Raw genomic sequence first — 13,131 nt, forward strand, 5'->3', positions numbered from 1 at the left:
CCGATTCAGGCGCCGCGGCCGTTCACTCGCCGAGCACCGAGTGCATCAGGTAGACGTTGTAATCGCTCCAGGTCGACAGGGTGAAGTAGAAGTCCGACCCGGACGACCAGGGGTGAATGAAACCGCCGTACAGCTCGGGGTAGTCCAGTACCGAAACGGTCGGCGTGCTCTCCGACCAGACGCCCTGGGGTGAATCCGCTTCGCGGACTACGATGGCGGCCTTCGCAGTGTCGAGGTAGCTCATCTGCCAGACGTCTCGGGCGGTGTCGTAGCGCACCGAGAGTTCACCGACCGGGCCGTTCACTATCGGTGTGGCCGCGGTGAATCCACCGACGGGAGTCCAGGTGCCGTCCCGCCAGTACTGGTAGGCGGTGGTGTTGAGGATCTGGTCCGCGGGTACCCGCGCCAAGCCGACCGCGCCGAGGCGGGTATTGGGGGTGCCGAACATGTACACATAGCCGCCGTGCGGAACCATCGCGCTGACCTGGAAGTTGGCGAGGCCGAAGATGTTGTCCCAGCGGGCGTGCGGGTCCTTGGTCCAGGTCTCGCCGTGGTCGTCGGAGTAGGCGATGCCGCCGTAGTTGGTGAAGAACGTGCCCGGGGCGCTGTTCCAGGTCCGAATGGACATGTAGCTGAGGTATTGGCGTCCGCCGAGCGCGAAACCCGAGGTGGGAATCGTGGTGACCTCGACGTTGTCGAGCTTGCGGCTGGCGAGGATCTCGGCGGCGTGGCAGCGGCCGTCGGTGACCATCCGGTCGTAGCTCATCCCGTCGGCGAGATCGTGATCGGTGCTGAACGCGAGCACGTTGCTGCGCCAATCCAGCCCCATACCGCCGGGCGGATGGAAACCGCGCCCGACAGTGTCGCCGAACACGGTCGCGATCTCGCCGGGCGCGCTCTCCCACATGATGCCGAGATCGGTGCCGTCCACCTGCCAGCGTTTGTCGGTCCGGTTCACCGAGTTCGCACCAGTCAGTTTGGCCACCTCGCGTGCCGGGCTCAGGCGCGGCGCGGGACGGGCGGGCGACTGCGCCGCTGGTTCGACCGGCGGCTGCACCGGCGGGGGTGGTGGCACCGAACCGGGGTCCGGGCCGGGGCCGGGAAACGCGAAGTGGAACGGCTTGGGATTCAACAAGATCTCCGGAATCCCCAGTTGCGCGGCGAGACTCGGTGGCGCGCCGGGCAGGTCGGTGAGGTCCGGGCAGGGGCTGGTGCACGGGTCCGGCGGCAGCTGCATCGTGATCCGCGTGGGCGTGGGTTCCGGCGCCGCGGGCGGCAGCACGGTAACCACGGGATACGGAATCGGCACCTCGAGTGTCTTGGGCACCAGCGCCTCATGGGTCGGCACCGGGTCGGTCACGCACGGCCCCACGCCCGCCGCGCGATCGGTCATTTCCGGCGCCGCGACGGCAGGCCGATCGGCGTAGACGAGCATTCCCGCGCCGAAGACCATAGCTCCGACCGCGGCCAGCATTCGCGTGGCCATAGCAAACCCCTCGAAATCCGTTGCGGACACAAACTTGCGGACAACGAACCAGCGGACCGACCCTACCTCCTTCGGCTTTCGGAATCCGGCGCGACGACACACCGAATCAACGAGCGCTGGATCAACTGCGGGCCGAGGTATCCGGCTGGGGTGGGTTCTGCTATGTCAGCGGATGCACGGCCAGCTGGGAAGCGATCCACTCGACATCAGTTCGCTCGGTTGCGACGGCGTCGATGAGTTTCACCACGGCCGCGCCGTGTATGCCGGGGGTCAGTCGGTGGCAGCCAAGGATCAGTCGGACCGCCACCCATGCGGTCTGCTTGTTTCCTTCGCTGAACGGCTGCTCGCGGATGACGGATTGGAACACGGCCGCGGCTTTGAGCTCGGGCGTCGGATAGGCCTCCTGACCGAGAGCTATCACGTCGGCTCTGGTGGCGGCCGCCGCAACCAGCCCGAGATCACGAACCCGCCCGCGGCCCTCGGTGACTCGCTGATTGCACTTGATCAGCGCCTCCGGCCGCACTATTCAGTGTCCCGGATCAGGGCCAGAAGCTCGGCGTCCTCGGACATGACCCGGTCCAGAATGACGTCTTCTCTCCGGCTCAGCGCACGGGCGGTGACCCAGTCGCGCAGGGCATCACAGATGGCCGTATTGAGCGAGACGTGGGCGGCCTCGGCCTCAGCGGTGGCTGCCGCGTGCAGGTCCTCGGGAAGTCGCAGGTTCAGATTCGACATAGCACCAATTTAGCACCACGCATGGCATGGCTCGTCGCTGTTCGGGTGACCGGCGACGGCAGCAGGCACCGAACCGGTCCGACTCTCAGTCCGAGACAGTGGCGCCCTAGCCCAGTCGCGCGGTACCTCTCGGCGGAGCCCGCCTGGCGAGGCGGAGTCCTGTGGTCGCGCAGGCGCGGGAGACGGTTGCGCTAGTGCAGGGCCTGAAAGGTCAGGATCGTCGCGCCGATGCGGATCTGGTCGCCGTCGGCGAGCAGCACGCCACTGTCGATCGGGTCATCGTTGACGAAGACGCCATTGGCCGAATGCAGATCCTTGATCAGCAATCCAGCCCGGCTCGGCATGATATGCGCGTGATAACGGCTGGCCCGCGGATCCTCCAGGACCAGGTCGTTATCGGTCATCCGGCCGATGCGCAGGCCGCCCTGTGCGATGGCCACCACGCGACCGTTCGGCAAACGCAACTGACCGCTGCGCACCGCGCGCGGCAGTTCGGTGACCGTCTCGGTCATCGCCGCGGCCAGCCGCTCGACCTGACGGAGTTCGACCGTGCTCAGCGGCTCCTGCCGCAGCACGCGCTGTTCCAGATCGATCAGCGCGGCCCCCGGATCGATGCCCAGTTCGTCGGCGAGCACTCCGCGCACTTTCCGGCACGCTTCCAGCGCGTCCGCTTGCCGCCCGGACAGATACAACGCGGTGATCAACTGACCCCACAGCGGTTCGCGCAGCGGATGCTCGGTAGTCAGCGTGACCAACTCGCCGATCACCGACGACGCACGCCCACAGGCGATTTCGGCGTCGATCCGCGCCGAGGCGACCAGCAGGCGCTCCTCGTCCATGGCGGTGGCGAAACCCTCGGCGAAGGACAGACCGGCCAGATCCGCCAGCGCCCGGCCGCTCCATTCGCGCAGCGCGGAACCGAACAGCTGGGCGGCGCCCGCGTGATCGCCCGCCTCGGCGGCACGGGTGCCCTGCTCCCGCGCCGCCTCGAAACGGCCCAGGTCGCTGGCGGTCTCGTCGATCTCCAAGCGGTACCCGGACGACTCGGTGCGCAGCACCGCCGCCGGATCGATCCCGGAATTCCGCAGCGCCTTGCGCATATTCGATACGAAAACCTGCAGGCTGGCGGCGTAGGAGTCGGGCGGATCCTCGTTCCACACCATGTCCGCGAGAGCGGCCGACGACACCGCGCGCCGCCGATTCACTACGAGCGCGGCGAGCAGAGCTCGCGGTTTGGGCCCGCCGACGGCCACCGGCTCACCGCCGACGAGCAGTCGCACGGGCCCGAGCACGCGCACATCCAGACTCATGTGCACCAAGCCCCCGACGGGTGTCGCAGGGTCAGGCGCTGATCGAGCGTCCAGCGGAGTTCAGGTCGTTGCACGCCTCGACCACGCGCGCCGCCATCGACGTCTCGGCCTTCTTCAGGTAGCTGCGCGGGTCATAGGTCTTCTTGTTGCCCACCTCGCCGTCGATCTTCAGCACACCGTCGTAGTTGGCGAACATATGCCCGGCGACCGGCCGGGTGAACGCGTACTGGGTGTCGGTGTCGACGTTCATCTTGACCACACCGAAGCGCAGCGAGTCCTCGATCTCCGACTTCAGCGAGCCGGAGCCGCCGTGGAAGACGAAGTCGAACGGCTGCGCGTCGGCGGACAGGCCGAGCTTGGCCGCGGCGACCCGCTGGCCCTGTGCCAGCACCGCGGGCTTGAGCACCACGTTGCCCGGCTTGTACACGCCGTGCACGTTGCCGAAGGTGGCCGCGAGCAGGTACTTGCCGTTCTCACCGGCGCCGAGCGCGTCGATGGTCTTTTCGAAGTCCTCCGGCGAGGTGTAGAGCTTCTCGTTGATCTCGGCCTCGACGCCGTCCTCTTCGCCGCCGACGACGCCGATCTCGACCTCGAGAATGATGTTGGCCGCGTGCGTGGCCTTCAGCAGTTCCCGCGCGATTTCCAGGTTCTCGTCGATCGCGATCGCGGAGCCGTCCCACATGTGCGACTGGAACAGCGGGTTCCGCCCGGCGTTGACCCGCTCCTGCGAGATCGCGATCAGCGGACGAACGAAGGTGTCCAGCTTGTCCTTCGGGCAGTGATCGGTGTGCAGCGCGATGGTCACGTCGTATTCGGCGGCCACCACGTGCGCGAACTCGGCCAGGGCGACCGCGCCGGTGACCATGTCCTTCACGCCCAGGCCGGAGCCGAATTCCGCACCGCCGGTGGAGAACTGGATGATGCCGTCGCTGCCGGCGTCCGCGAAGCCCTTGATGGCCGCGTTGATCGTCTCCGACGACGTGCAGTTGATGGCCGGGAAAGCGAAGGAGTTGGCTTTGGCCCGACCGAGCATCTCGGCGTAGACCTCCGGAGTCGCGATGGGCACAGTAAGACCTCCGTTTTGTTGCGGCAAATTTGATGCGGGAAAGACCTCTTTTGTCAGCCTTCACCCTAAGGCAGCCGAAGTTTCGCCTGGTATCCAGGGACGCGATGGATAGTTGACTGGCGAGTAATATTGCCCACAGCGCGAGCATTCTCCGCCGCAGCCGGTACTGTGGGGCCGGTAATTTGCGCTGGCGGCGTCCGACGCGGGAGCGAGCGACGCAGGCCAGCCGGATCGGGACAGGAGGCCACGTGATTCTGCAGGCAGCGACAGAATCGGTGACGAGCAACCTCGCGCTGACCGAGCTGCTCGACCCGATGCACCTGCTCACGGAAACGTGGCTGAAGAACGCGGTGCTTCCGGCCATCCTGGTGATCGTCTTCATCGAGACCGGCCTGCTGTTCCCGCTGCTGCCCGGCGACTCGCTGCTGTTCACCGGCGGCCTGCTGGCGGCGCAGCCGAACCCGCCGGTGTCGATCTGGGTGCTCGTCCCCGCCACCGTCCTGGTCGCGTTCGCGGGTGACCAGTCCGGGTATTGGATCGGCCGGGCGATCGGGCCCGCCCTGTTCCACAAAGAGGACACCCGCTTCTTCAAGAAGCACTACGTGACGGAAACACACGCTTTCTTCGAGAAGCACGGGCCCAAGACGATCATCTTGGCCCGTTTCGTGCCCATCGTGCGGACCTTCATGCCGGTGCTGGCCGGCGTGTCCAAGATGGACTACCGCAAGTTCGTCGCGTTCGACCTCGTCGGCGCGGTGCTCTGGGGCGGCGGTGTCACGGTGCTCGGCTACTTCCTGGGTAACATCGCGTTCATCCGGGACCATGTCGAGGCGATCTTCCTGCTCATCGTGTTCGTGTCGATCCTGCCCGGTATCACCGCGGTGGCGAAGAAGCTTCTCGGCCGCCGCGCACCGGAGGCTGCCGCGGCCGAGGCGGATACCATCGAGTTGACCGCTTCGACGAGCGATCCCGCACGCTGAGCCGGCGTTGTCGACGGCGTCTGCGCCCCTAGCTGTGGGCAGTTTCGATCCGCTGATGTCGGCGGGACCCGCGCTCGTCTGGACAGTGGTGCTGGCTTTCGTCTTCCTGGAATGCGCGGTAATTCTCGGGCTGTTCCTGCCGGGTGACTCCATGCTCATCACGGCGGGCATCGTGATGGCCTCGCACGCCTCCGGCGAAGCGCACGTGTGGGCGCTTTCGGTGGGCGCGATGATCGCGGCCGTCGCGGGCAACCAGGTGGGATATGTGATCGGGCAGCGCACCGGACAACATCTGGTCGCCCGCAAGGACGGTAGATATATCAACGTCCGCAATCTGCAGCGGGTGGCGCAGTTGCTGCATCGGCACGGGTTCGTCGCAGTGCTGGTCGCACGGTGGATTCCGTGGGTCCGCACGCTCTGCCCGTCGGTCGCGGGCGCGGCGCGAATGGACCACCGCAAGTTCACCGTGGCCAGCACCATCGGCGCGATCGTATGGGCGCCGGTGCTGTTGCTCATCGGCTACTACGCGGGCAACTTCCTGGGGCGGGTGCCGTGGCTGATGCCGATCGTGATCGGCACGCTGGTGGTGGGCCTGATCATCGGAACGGTGCTCGGCGTGCGGCACTACCGGCAGGAGATGTCCCGGCCCGCCGAGGACTTCGACCTGGAGGACGCGCCGACCGTGGCGCTGGAGACCGAACGCTGCCGCGGGCTCACAGACCCGCGGCGCTGACCTGATAGGCCGCCTCCATCAGCAGCCAGCCCGACAGCTGCACGGACAGATCACGTTCCGGCACCTTCGACGAGGTCACCGAACCGCCCGCGGTGAAGTATCCCGCTCCGGCGCTGCCACCGGGCAGCTGTGCGGGCTTGTTCCAGTCGTGCCCGAACAGAGGCTCGCCCTCGACCTCGAGCCTGTTCGCCCAGGCCGCCGTGGCGGACGCGCGCACGATCGCGGCGGCCGCGCGGCGATCCGCCAGTTGCGTGGGGCCGTCGCCGGGCAGCATCATCGCCACAATCGCGAGGTAGCGAGCCAGGATGCCGTTGAAGAGTCCGCCGTCGCCGCCACCGCCGCCGTGCACGACGCCACCTGTGGTCAAGTGGTTCTCGACGGCCGCAAGCAGCCGGTGCACTCGTTCGGTGTGCCGGGCCTCGCCGGTTTGCAGAGCCAGTTCGGTCTCCAGACCGAGCACCACCCCCTGGCAGTAGGTGAAGACGGGACGCTCGATCTCGCCGGAGGGCAGGTGGATCCCGTCCACGATCAAACCGGTCTCCCGGTCCCGCAGCGTCGCGTCCAACCAGTCGGCTATCTCCTGGGCACGCTGGATCCGGCCGAGTCGCAACAGCGCGATGGCGGCGGGACCATTGGCGGGGGCGTTGAAGTAGTCCGAGCCGATACGCCACGGCAGTCCGCCGCCCGTCTGCGGCTCCCAGCCCTCGTACAGCGTGTTCTCCAGCGCGACCAACGCGGTGCGCACATCGGCGCCCTGGGTGCGCTCGGCCCGCTCCAGCGCGATCGCCAGCCAGGCCATGTCGTCGTAATAGCGGTTCGTCCACCCGGTGAGATTGCGCAGGCGATGCGCGCGCGCCAGTGCGGCGATTCGCTTGCGCCGCATGGGAGTCGGCGCGCGGTTGGCGGCGTCGGTCGCGCAATCGAGCAGATGCGCCTGCCACCAGTAGTGCCACGAACCGAATAGTCGTTCGCGTTTGGTGGCCGGCCAGCCCACCACACCCAGCTCCGTGCCCGGCAGCACCCATAGCGCACGCAGATGACGCGAGACGATGGCGGATTCGGCCATGTCGGCCCGTTCGGACCACAGTATCGCCGGAGCGACGGCGTCCCGGCCGGACCGCGAAGGGCCGGCCGACGGATGCGGTGCCGCGGAGGCCGATCCGGCGTGCTCCGCGTGCGGCACGTCGATATCGTCGCTCCGCGAGGTCATGTCTCCATGGTGCCAGGATCGAACGCATTTTTGCGTCCGATTTGTTACGAAAGCGATGTGAAATCGTCGTGCTTCGCTCGGTGATCGGAAGATCCGCTGGTCACGCCGCCGAGCCGCTCGTGCGCGCCTACCAGGCCGTCGCGAGATCGGCGTGTTGCCGGATCCACGCGTGCATCGCGATCCCCGCCGCCACGCCCGCGTTGATGCTGCGAGTGGAACCGAACTGCGCGATCGACACCGTCAGCACGGCGACCTGTTTGGCGTGCTCGGTGACTCCTGGCCCCTCCTGACCGAACAGCAGCAGGCATTCGCGCGGCAGCGTGACGGTCTCCAGCGGGACCGAACCCGGCACGTTGTCGACGGCGACGATGGTCAGACCCGCGCGCTCGCTGAAGGCGAGCAGCTCGCCGATATCGGCGTGATGCTCGATGTGCTGGTAGCGGTCGGTCACCATCGCACCGCGCCGGTTCCAGCGCCGCCGGCCGACGATGTGCACGGCCGCGGCAGCGAAGGCATTCGCCGTGCGGACCACCGTGCCGATGTTCGCGTCGTGCCCGAAGTTCTCGATCGCGACATGGAACGGATGCCTGCGCCGATCGATATCGGCGACGATCGCCTCGCGGCTCCAGTACCGGTAGGCATCGACCACGTTGCGGCGGTCGCCACCGGCCAGCAGTTCCGGATCCAGACGCGGGTCCTCCGGCGGCGCCCCCGCGTGCTCGACCGCCCACGGGCCGACGCCATGCGCGTGCACACCCCACTCCGTCGGCCCGGGAAGGTCCTGGTCCGTTGCGTCCGGCACTGGATGGCTCACGCTGACGATGCTAATTCCGGCCGCCACACCGATGACGGGCGGCCACGGCTGGACTCAGTAACCGGACGAGCTTCCCGCGAAGGCACCGATCACGAGGAGCACCAGGAAGAACACGCCGAACAGGAGGCTGAGGCACAGCAGCACCGTCGCGATAATGCCGCAGATGTAGCCCGCGTTGACATTTCCCCGGCCGCCGATGGCGCCACCGGACGAGTCGATCTCGTTGAGTGCGCGCTTGCCCATCACCCAGGCGAAGGGACCCATGAACTGGCAGAACACGAGGCTCAGGATGCCCAGGATCAGGATCGTGGTGGCTTGCGGGTGGTCCGGTGGCGGACCGTACGCACCATAGGCTGGGTAGCCGTATGGTGGCGGCTGCGGCGGGTAGCTCATCCGCGGGATGGTAGCGGTGTGCCGTCACACCACCATTCATCGGTGTCCTGTGCAAGACTGGCCACGACGCGGTAGCCGTGCGGGGAGGGAGGAAGCGATGACCGTCGAAATGCACTGGCCTGATCATCTGCTGACCCTGGAGGACTGGACCGCGCTGCCAGAGGACAACAGCCGCAGTTACGAGCTTGTCGAGGGGGTTCTGGTCGTATCGCCGAGGCCGGTCTTGCGCCATCAGTTTGCGGTCTGGCAGCTGGCTGCTCAGCTCCACCCACAGCTGCCCGGTCAGCTGTGCGCGGTGACCGAGGCCGAGGTGATCATCGACGCGGCGTTGCCGCCGACGGTGCGCGTGCCGGACGTCGTGGTGATCCCGAACAAATCGCTGGAAGACGATCTGGCCCGCGCCCAGCCCGAGGACGTCGTGCTCGCCGTCGAGATCCTGTCCGACGGTTCGCGCCGCACCGATCGTGTGACCAAGTTCTTCGAGTACGCCGACGCCGGTATCGAGCACTACTGGCTGGTCGACTTGGACGAGCCTGCCAGCCTGGCCGCCTATCGCCTGGTCGATGGGAACTACGAATTGGTCGCAGAGCAATCCGGCCAGATGGGGCTGGAGCTCGCCGAAACGCCGATCACGATCGATATCGCCGCACTGACCAGCACTCGCACGGACCGATAGCCCTTCGCGACGGGCGCGGCAGGCCTATTCTGGAGGTCTGGCGCTCGGGGTGGAGGCTGGCATGGATCACGAGCGGATGCTGCATACGGTGCTCGGTGTGACGGCCGGGTATCTGGTGCTGCTGGCGTTGTGGCTGGGGTGGGTAGTGCATCGGACACCACCGGGAACCGTGCCCTATCAGATCGTCGCGTTGGTCGGATTGTTCGGCACCTGCGCGGGAATCGGGATGATTTTCGCGGCGCGACCGTCGAAAGCGGACCGGAAGCTGTGGCGGCACGGCCTGGAGGGGTGGGCGACCGTCGAGGGCGTGCATCCGCTGGAACGCACCGACCACTCCACCGAACTCACCGAACTGGATCTCGAATTGACCGTGCCCGGATCCGAAAGTTATCGGGGGACCGTTGTTTTCGACGCCACCCCAGCCGACAAACCGCGCCTCGTGGTCGGCGAGATCCTCTCGATCCGCGTCGATCCCGCGAACCGGGACCGCATCATTCTGGTGCTATGACCACAGTCTTCACATGCGCTTTCGGATCAGCCAGCAGGTACTGCGCGGCGGCGTAGGTCGCCAGGATGACACCTTCGGTCACCCGGCGGGCCCGCTCGCCGCGCGCGAACAACCGCCGCAGCACGACGAGGCCGTCGGAGACGGTGAACAGCAGCGCGCCGAGACCGAGGCGGCTGCGTGGATCAGCACCGGGAATATTCACGCCCGCAAGGTTTTTCGCGGCGGGTGCCAGTGCGGGATCGGAAGCCAGCGCAGCCGCGGCACCCAAGGTGACTCCGTAAGCCGCCAGCGGTGCGGCCACCGATGGAGCTTTCACCCGCAGTAATCCGATCGCCGCCAGCCAGGCCGCCACTCGGGGGACGACCGCCGCGCCGGTGGGCCGGCCACCCATCCGCCACCAGAGCGCCGAGTACCCGGCCTGCATCACCGCGAACGACGACGCGCCCGCGATCAACCGACGATCGTCATCCGGGTCGATGAGCAGAATATCGCCGACCGTCGCCGCGCCGAGCGACCCGATCAGCACGGCGCGATCGGCGGGCGGCAATACGGTGCCCTGGGTCGCTACATCGGCCGCGAGCAGCGGCATCAGCAGCGGTTTCGCGATCCACTGCGCCCGCTTCCGGCCGGTGACCGCCCCGCAGACGGTGACCGCCGCCGCGACGAGGAATCCGGCTCGAAACGAGCGCATCGGTCAGAAGCTCGGTTCGGCCGGAGCGGGCGGCAGGGTGACCACCTGGCCCGCGTAGCTCAGGCCCGCGCCGAACCCGAGCAGCAACGCGGTCTGGCCACCCTTGGCTTTGCCGGTTACCAGCATCTCTTCGATCGCGAGCGGGATGGAGGCGGCCGAGGTGTTGCCGGTGTTCTCGATGTCGCCTGCCATCGGAACCTCGTCGGCCAGGCCGAGGTTCTTCTTCATCAGCTCGTTGATGCGGGCATTGGCCTGGTGCGGGACGAACACCTCGATGTCCTCCTTGGCCACGCCGGACACCTCCAGCGCGGTGGAAAGCGCCCGTGGCAGGGTGACGGCGGCCCAGCGGAACACGCGCGGTCCCTCCATCCGCAGCGACATCCGGCCGACCGGCTGGAGCTGCGGATCGAGGCCCTGCATGGACTGCGCCCGGTGCATGTACTCCAGGAAGTCGATGTCCTGCGTGATCGCGGAGGCGTTCTCGCCGTCGCTGCCCCACACCGTCGGCGAGATGCCGTTCTCCTCGCTCGGGCCGACCACCACCGCGCCGGCACCGTCACCGAAGATCATCGCGGTGCTACGGTCGGTCGGGTCGAGCCCGACTGTCATCGTCTCAGCGCCGATGAGCAGGACATATTCGGCCGAGCCCGAGCGGATCAGGTCGGCGGACACACCGAGGCCGTAGCCGAAGCCGCCGCAGCCGGAGGTCAGGTCGAAGGCGGCGACGCCGTTGATCCCGATGTCGTAGGCCACCTGCGGCGCGCCGTGCGGGGTGAGTGTCAGCCAGCTGGAGGTAGCCAGGATCACGGCACCGATCTTGGACCGATCGATGCCGCTGTTGGCGATCGCGCGCTCGCCTGCTGCCGCGGCGATCGACCGCAGCGTCTCGTCACCGCTGATCCAGCGCCGGTTGCGGACACCGGTGCGGTCGTAGATCCACTCATCGGTGGAATCCAGCACCTCACACACTTCGGCATTGCTGACCACGCGTTTGGGTCGGTAGGCACCGATTCCGAGCATCGCGACGTTCTCGCGACTTCGGTTTACTGCAATGCGCACCACTGGTGACTCACACGACCCTTCACCTTCTAGAACTCAGACCATCGACCAGGCTATCCCAGTGCGAGATCCCGCAAGCCGAGGATCGACCGGTATTCCAGTCCCTCCGCGGCGATCACCTGGTCTGCACCGGTCTCCCGGTCGACGACAGTGGCGACTCCGACAACGGTAGCGCCCGCCGCGCGCAACGCGTGCACCGCGGTCAGCGGTGAATTGCCCGTGGTGGTGGTGTCCTCGACAACCAGAACGCGCTTGCCGGCGACCTCCGGACCCTCGATCTGGCGCTGCATGCCATGCGACTTCGCGGCCTTGCGAACCACGAAGGCGTCGATCGGCCGACCGGGGGCGTGCATCACCGCCAGAGCGACCGGGTCAGCGCCCATGGTCAGGCCCCCCACGGCGGCGAAATCCCAGTCCGCGACCAGCTCGCGCAGCAACTTGCCGATCAGCGGCCCCGCCTCGTGATGCAGAGTCGCGCGGCGCAGGTCGATGTAATAGTCGGCTTCCTTGCCCGAGGACAGCGTGACCCGGCCGTGCACTACCGCGAGCTCGCGCACCAGCGCGGCCAAACTGTCCCTGTTGTTGGTAACCACCTGGTCGATCATGTCTATGTCCTTCCGCGTGCGTTGAGCAGCCCGCGATTGAGTCGGGCCACCAGGGTTCGCGGGATCAATCCGGCGACGGTAGTGAGCGCTTTGTACTGCAGACCGGGCACGCTGAGCACCCGGTCGGACTCCAGATCACGCAGCGAGCCGGCGACTACCTGGTCGACGCTCAGCCACAGCGCTTTCGGCACCGACGACATCTCGATACCGGCGCGCTCGTGGAATCGCGTGTGCACGAATCCCGGGCACAGGGCCTGGACCCGCACTCCGGTTCCGGCTAATCCGCCTGCCAACCCTTCCGTGAAGGATACGACGTAGGCCTTGGAGGCCGAATACGTCGAGCCGCGTCCGGGAACCAGGCCCGCCACACTGGCCACGTTGACAACGCAGCCCTTCGCCGCGGCGACCATCGACGGCAGCGCGGCCCTGGTGAGCTGGACCACCGACGTCACGTTGACATCCAACTGCGCCTGCAGCTGCTCGGGCGGCAACGTCCAGAACTCCCCCGAGTGCGCGAATCCCGCATTGTTGACCAGGAATTCGACACCGTCCGCCAGCCGCGCCGCGATCCGCTCGCGATCGGGCGCCCGCGCGAGATCCGCGACGAGCACCTGCGAGCGGGTGCCGAAACGGTGCTCCAAGTCGGTCGCGAGGGCCACGAGACGCTGCTCGTCCCTGGCGACCAGCACCAAGTCGTGACCGAGCGCGGCCAGGCGAGTCGCATAGCCGTGACCGATGCCCGAGGTCGGGCCGGTGACCAATGCCACCGGACGGGTGGCGCCGGGCAGACGCGGATGCGGGACCTCGGTCATGACGGCGCGATCGTTCGCAGCCGTGCCGACCCAGCCCCGGAGGGCGCGCGACC

The 13,131-nt window shown here is 67.4% G+C and carries 16 protein-coding genes; 4 read left to right on the forward strand and 12 right to left on the reverse strand.

Going from position 1 to position 13,131, the window contains the following annotated elements; all coding sequences use genetic code 11:
• Nucleotides 1-22: 22 nt before the first annotated feature.
• From ACT86A_RS04155 to fbaA, 5 genes are all read right to left on the reverse strand, one after another.
• Nucleotides 23-1,486: a glycoside hydrolase family 183 protein gene (locus tag ACT86A_RS04155; protein ID WP_445090625.1), complete on the reverse strand. Its 1,464-nt coding sequence runs from the start codon at nt 1,484-1,486 to the stop codon at nt 23-25.
• Nucleotides 1,487-1,646: 160 nt separating this feature from the next.
• Nucleotides 1,647-2,009: a type II toxin-antitoxin system death-on-curing family toxin gene (locus ACT86A_RS04160; protein WP_445090626.1), complete on the reverse strand. Its 363-nt coding sequence runs from the start codon at nt 2,007-2,009 to the stop codon at nt 1,647-1,649.
• Nucleotides 2,009-2,221: a toxin-antitoxin system HicB family antitoxin gene (locus tag ACT86A_RS04165; protein ID WP_445090627.1), complete on the reverse strand. Its 213-nt coding sequence runs from the start codon at nt 2,219-2,221 to the stop codon at nt 2,009-2,011. The genes ACT86A_RS04160 and ACT86A_RS04165 overlap by 1 nt, the downstream gene beginning before the upstream one ends.
• Nucleotides 2,222-2,412: 191 nt before the next feature.
• Nucleotides 2,413-3,531, reverse strand: a complete 1,119-nt coding sequence (locus ACT86A_RS04170; RefSeq protein ID WP_445090628.1) for a BTAD domain-containing putative transcriptional regulator — start codon at nt 3,529-3,531, stop codon at nt 2,413-2,415.
• A gap of 31 nt (nt 3,532-3,562) precedes the next feature.
• Complete coding sequence (gene fbaA / locus ACT86A_RS04175) at nt 3,563-4,597, reverse strand: class II fructose-bisphosphate aldolase (RefSeq protein ID WP_445090629.1); 1,035 nt, start codon at nt 4,595-4,597, stop codon at nt 3,563-3,565.
• Between the two features lie 314 nt (nt 4,598-4,911).
• On the opposite strand from fbaA, the gene ACT86A_RS04180 reads away from it, so the two are divergent.
• Both ACT86A_RS04180 and ACT86A_RS04185 read left to right on the forward strand, forming a co-directional pair.
• Nucleotides 4,912-5,577 (forward strand): DedA family protein, encoded by a 666-nt coding sequence (locus ACT86A_RS04180; RefSeq protein WP_445090687.1) that lies wholly within the window; start codon nt 4,912-4,914, stop codon nt 5,575-5,577.
• Between the two features lie 55 nt (nt 5,578-5,632).
• A complete protein-coding gene (locus ACT86A_RS04185) occupies nt 5,633-6,310 on the forward strand; it encodes a DedA family protein (RefSeq protein ID WP_445090630.1) in 678 nt (225 codons plus the stop codon).
• Here ACT86A_RS04185 and ACT86A_RS04190 read toward each other — a convergent pair.
• From ACT86A_RS04190 to ACT86A_RS04200, 3 genes are all read right to left on the reverse strand, one after another.
• Nucleotides 6,291-7,376 carry a glycoside hydrolase family 76 protein gene (locus ACT86A_RS04190; RefSeq protein ID WP_445090688.1) on the reverse strand — a complete coding sequence of 362 codons (1,086 nt, stop codon included), beginning with the start codon at nt 7,374-7,376 and terminating at the stop codon, nt 6,291-6,293. The two genes, ACT86A_RS04185 and ACT86A_RS04190, sit on opposite strands and share 20 nt — an antisense overlap.
• Before the next feature lie 271 nt (nt 7,377-7,647).
• Complete coding sequence (locus ACT86A_RS04195; RefSeq protein ID WP_445090631.1) at nt 7,648-8,334, reverse strand: TrmH family RNA methyltransferase; 687 nt, start codon at nt 8,332-8,334, stop codon at nt 7,648-7,650.
• Between the two features lie 54 nt (nt 8,335-8,388).
• Complete coding sequence (locus ACT86A_RS04200; RefSeq protein ID WP_445090632.1) at nt 8,389-8,727, reverse strand: DUF4190 domain-containing protein; 339 nt, start codon at nt 8,725-8,727, stop codon at nt 8,389-8,391.
• A 97-nt stretch (nt 8,728-8,824) separates the two neighbouring features.
• Here ACT86A_RS04200 and ACT86A_RS04205 point away from each other — a divergent pair, with 97 nt between their 5' ends.
• Together ACT86A_RS04205 and ACT86A_RS04210 are read left to right on the forward strand one after the other, a co-directional pair.
• Nucleotides 8,825-9,403, forward strand: coding sequence for a Uma2 family endonuclease (locus ACT86A_RS04205; RefSeq protein ID WP_445090633.1), 579 nt, complete (start codon nt 8,825-8,827; stop codon nt 9,401-9,403).
• Between the two features lie 61 nt (nt 9,404-9,464).
• Nucleotides 9,465-9,911, forward strand: a complete 447-nt coding sequence (locus ACT86A_RS04210) for a hypothetical protein (protein ID WP_445090634.1) — start codon at nt 9,465-9,467, stop codon at nt 9,909-9,911.
• Here ACT86A_RS04210 and ACT86A_RS04215 read toward each other — a convergent pair.
• From ACT86A_RS04215 to ACT86A_RS04230, 4 genes are read right to left on the reverse strand one after another with little or no spacing between them, the layout of a single operon-like run.
• Nucleotides 9,895-10,602, reverse strand: a complete 708-nt coding sequence (locus ACT86A_RS04215) for a lysoplasmalogenase family protein (protein ID WP_445090635.1) — start codon at nt 10,600-10,602, stop codon at nt 9,895-9,897. The two genes, ACT86A_RS04210 and ACT86A_RS04215, sit on opposite strands and share 17 nt — an antisense overlap.
• Nucleotides 10,603-10,605: 3 nt before the next feature.
• Entirely contained in the window at nt 10,606-11,664 is a 1,059-nt protein-coding gene (locus ACT86A_RS04220) for a beta-ketoacyl-ACP synthase 3 (RefSeq protein ID WP_445090636.1), read from the reverse strand.
• 50 nt (nt 11,665-11,714) lie between these two features.
• A complete protein-coding gene (gene pyrE / locus ACT86A_RS04225) occupies nt 11,715-12,266 on the reverse strand; it encodes an orotate phosphoribosyltransferase (RefSeq protein WP_445090637.1) in 552 nt (183 codons plus the stop codon).
• 2 nt (nt 12,267-12,268) lie between these two features.
• Entirely contained in the window at nt 12,269-13,078 is an 810-nt protein-coding gene (locus ACT86A_RS04230; RefSeq protein WP_445090638.1) for an SDR family NAD(P)-dependent oxidoreductase, read from the reverse strand.
• Nucleotides 13,079-13,131: the final 53 nt, after the last annotated feature.

This window comes from Nocardia glycosmidis (assembly GCF_052545115.1).

Excerpts from the sequence above, each read along its gene's own strand:
- ACT86A_RS04155 (WP_445090625.1), bottom strand. The coding sequence starts at position 1,486 with ATGGCCACGCGAATGCTGGCCGCGGTCGGAGCTATGGTCTTCGGCGCG.
- ACT86A_RS04165 (WP_445090627.1), bottom strand. The coding sequence starts at position 2,221 with ATGTCGAATCTGAACCTGCGACTTCCCGAGGACCTGCACGCGGCAGCC.
- ACT86A_RS04170 (WP_445090628.1), bottom strand. The coding sequence starts at position 3,531 with ATGAGTCTGGATGTGCGCGTGCTCGGGCCCGTGCGACTGCTCGTCGGC.
- ACT86A_RS04180 (WP_445090687.1), top strand. The coding sequence starts at position 4,912 with ATGCACCTGCTCACGGAAACGTGGCTGAAGAACGCGGTGCTTCCGGCC.
- ACT86A_RS04185 (WP_445090630.1), top strand. The coding sequence starts at position 5,633 with ATGTCGGCGGGACCCGCGCTCGTCTGGACAGTGGTGCTGGCTTTCGTC.
- ACT86A_RS04190 (WP_445090688.1), bottom strand. The coding sequence starts at position 7,376 with ATGGCCGAATCCGCCATCGTCTCGCGTCATCTGCGTGCGCTATGGGTG.
- ACT86A_RS04200 (WP_445090632.1), bottom strand. The coding sequence starts at position 8,727 with ATGAGCTACCCGCCGCAGCCGCCACCATACGGCTACCCAGCCTATGGT.
- ACT86A_RS04205 (WP_445090633.1), top strand. The coding sequence starts at position 8,825 with ATGACCGTCGAAATGCACTGGCCTGATCATCTGCTGACCCTGGAGGAC.
- ACT86A_RS04210 (WP_445090634.1), top strand. The coding sequence starts at position 9,465 with ATGGATCACGAGCGGATGCTGCATACGGTGCTCGGTGTGACGGCCGGG.
- ACT86A_RS04215 (WP_445090635.1), bottom strand. The coding sequence starts at position 10,602 with ATGCGCTCGTTTCGAGCCGGATTCCTCGTCGCGGCGGCGGTCACCGTC.
- pyrE (WP_445090637.1), bottom strand. The coding sequence starts at position 12,266 with ATGATCGACCAGGTGGTTACCAACAACAGGGACAGTTTGGCCGCGCTG.
- ACT86A_RS04230 (WP_445090638.1), bottom strand. The coding sequence starts at position 13,078 with ATGACCGAGGTCCCGCATCCGCGTCTGCCCGGCGCCACCCGTCCGGTG.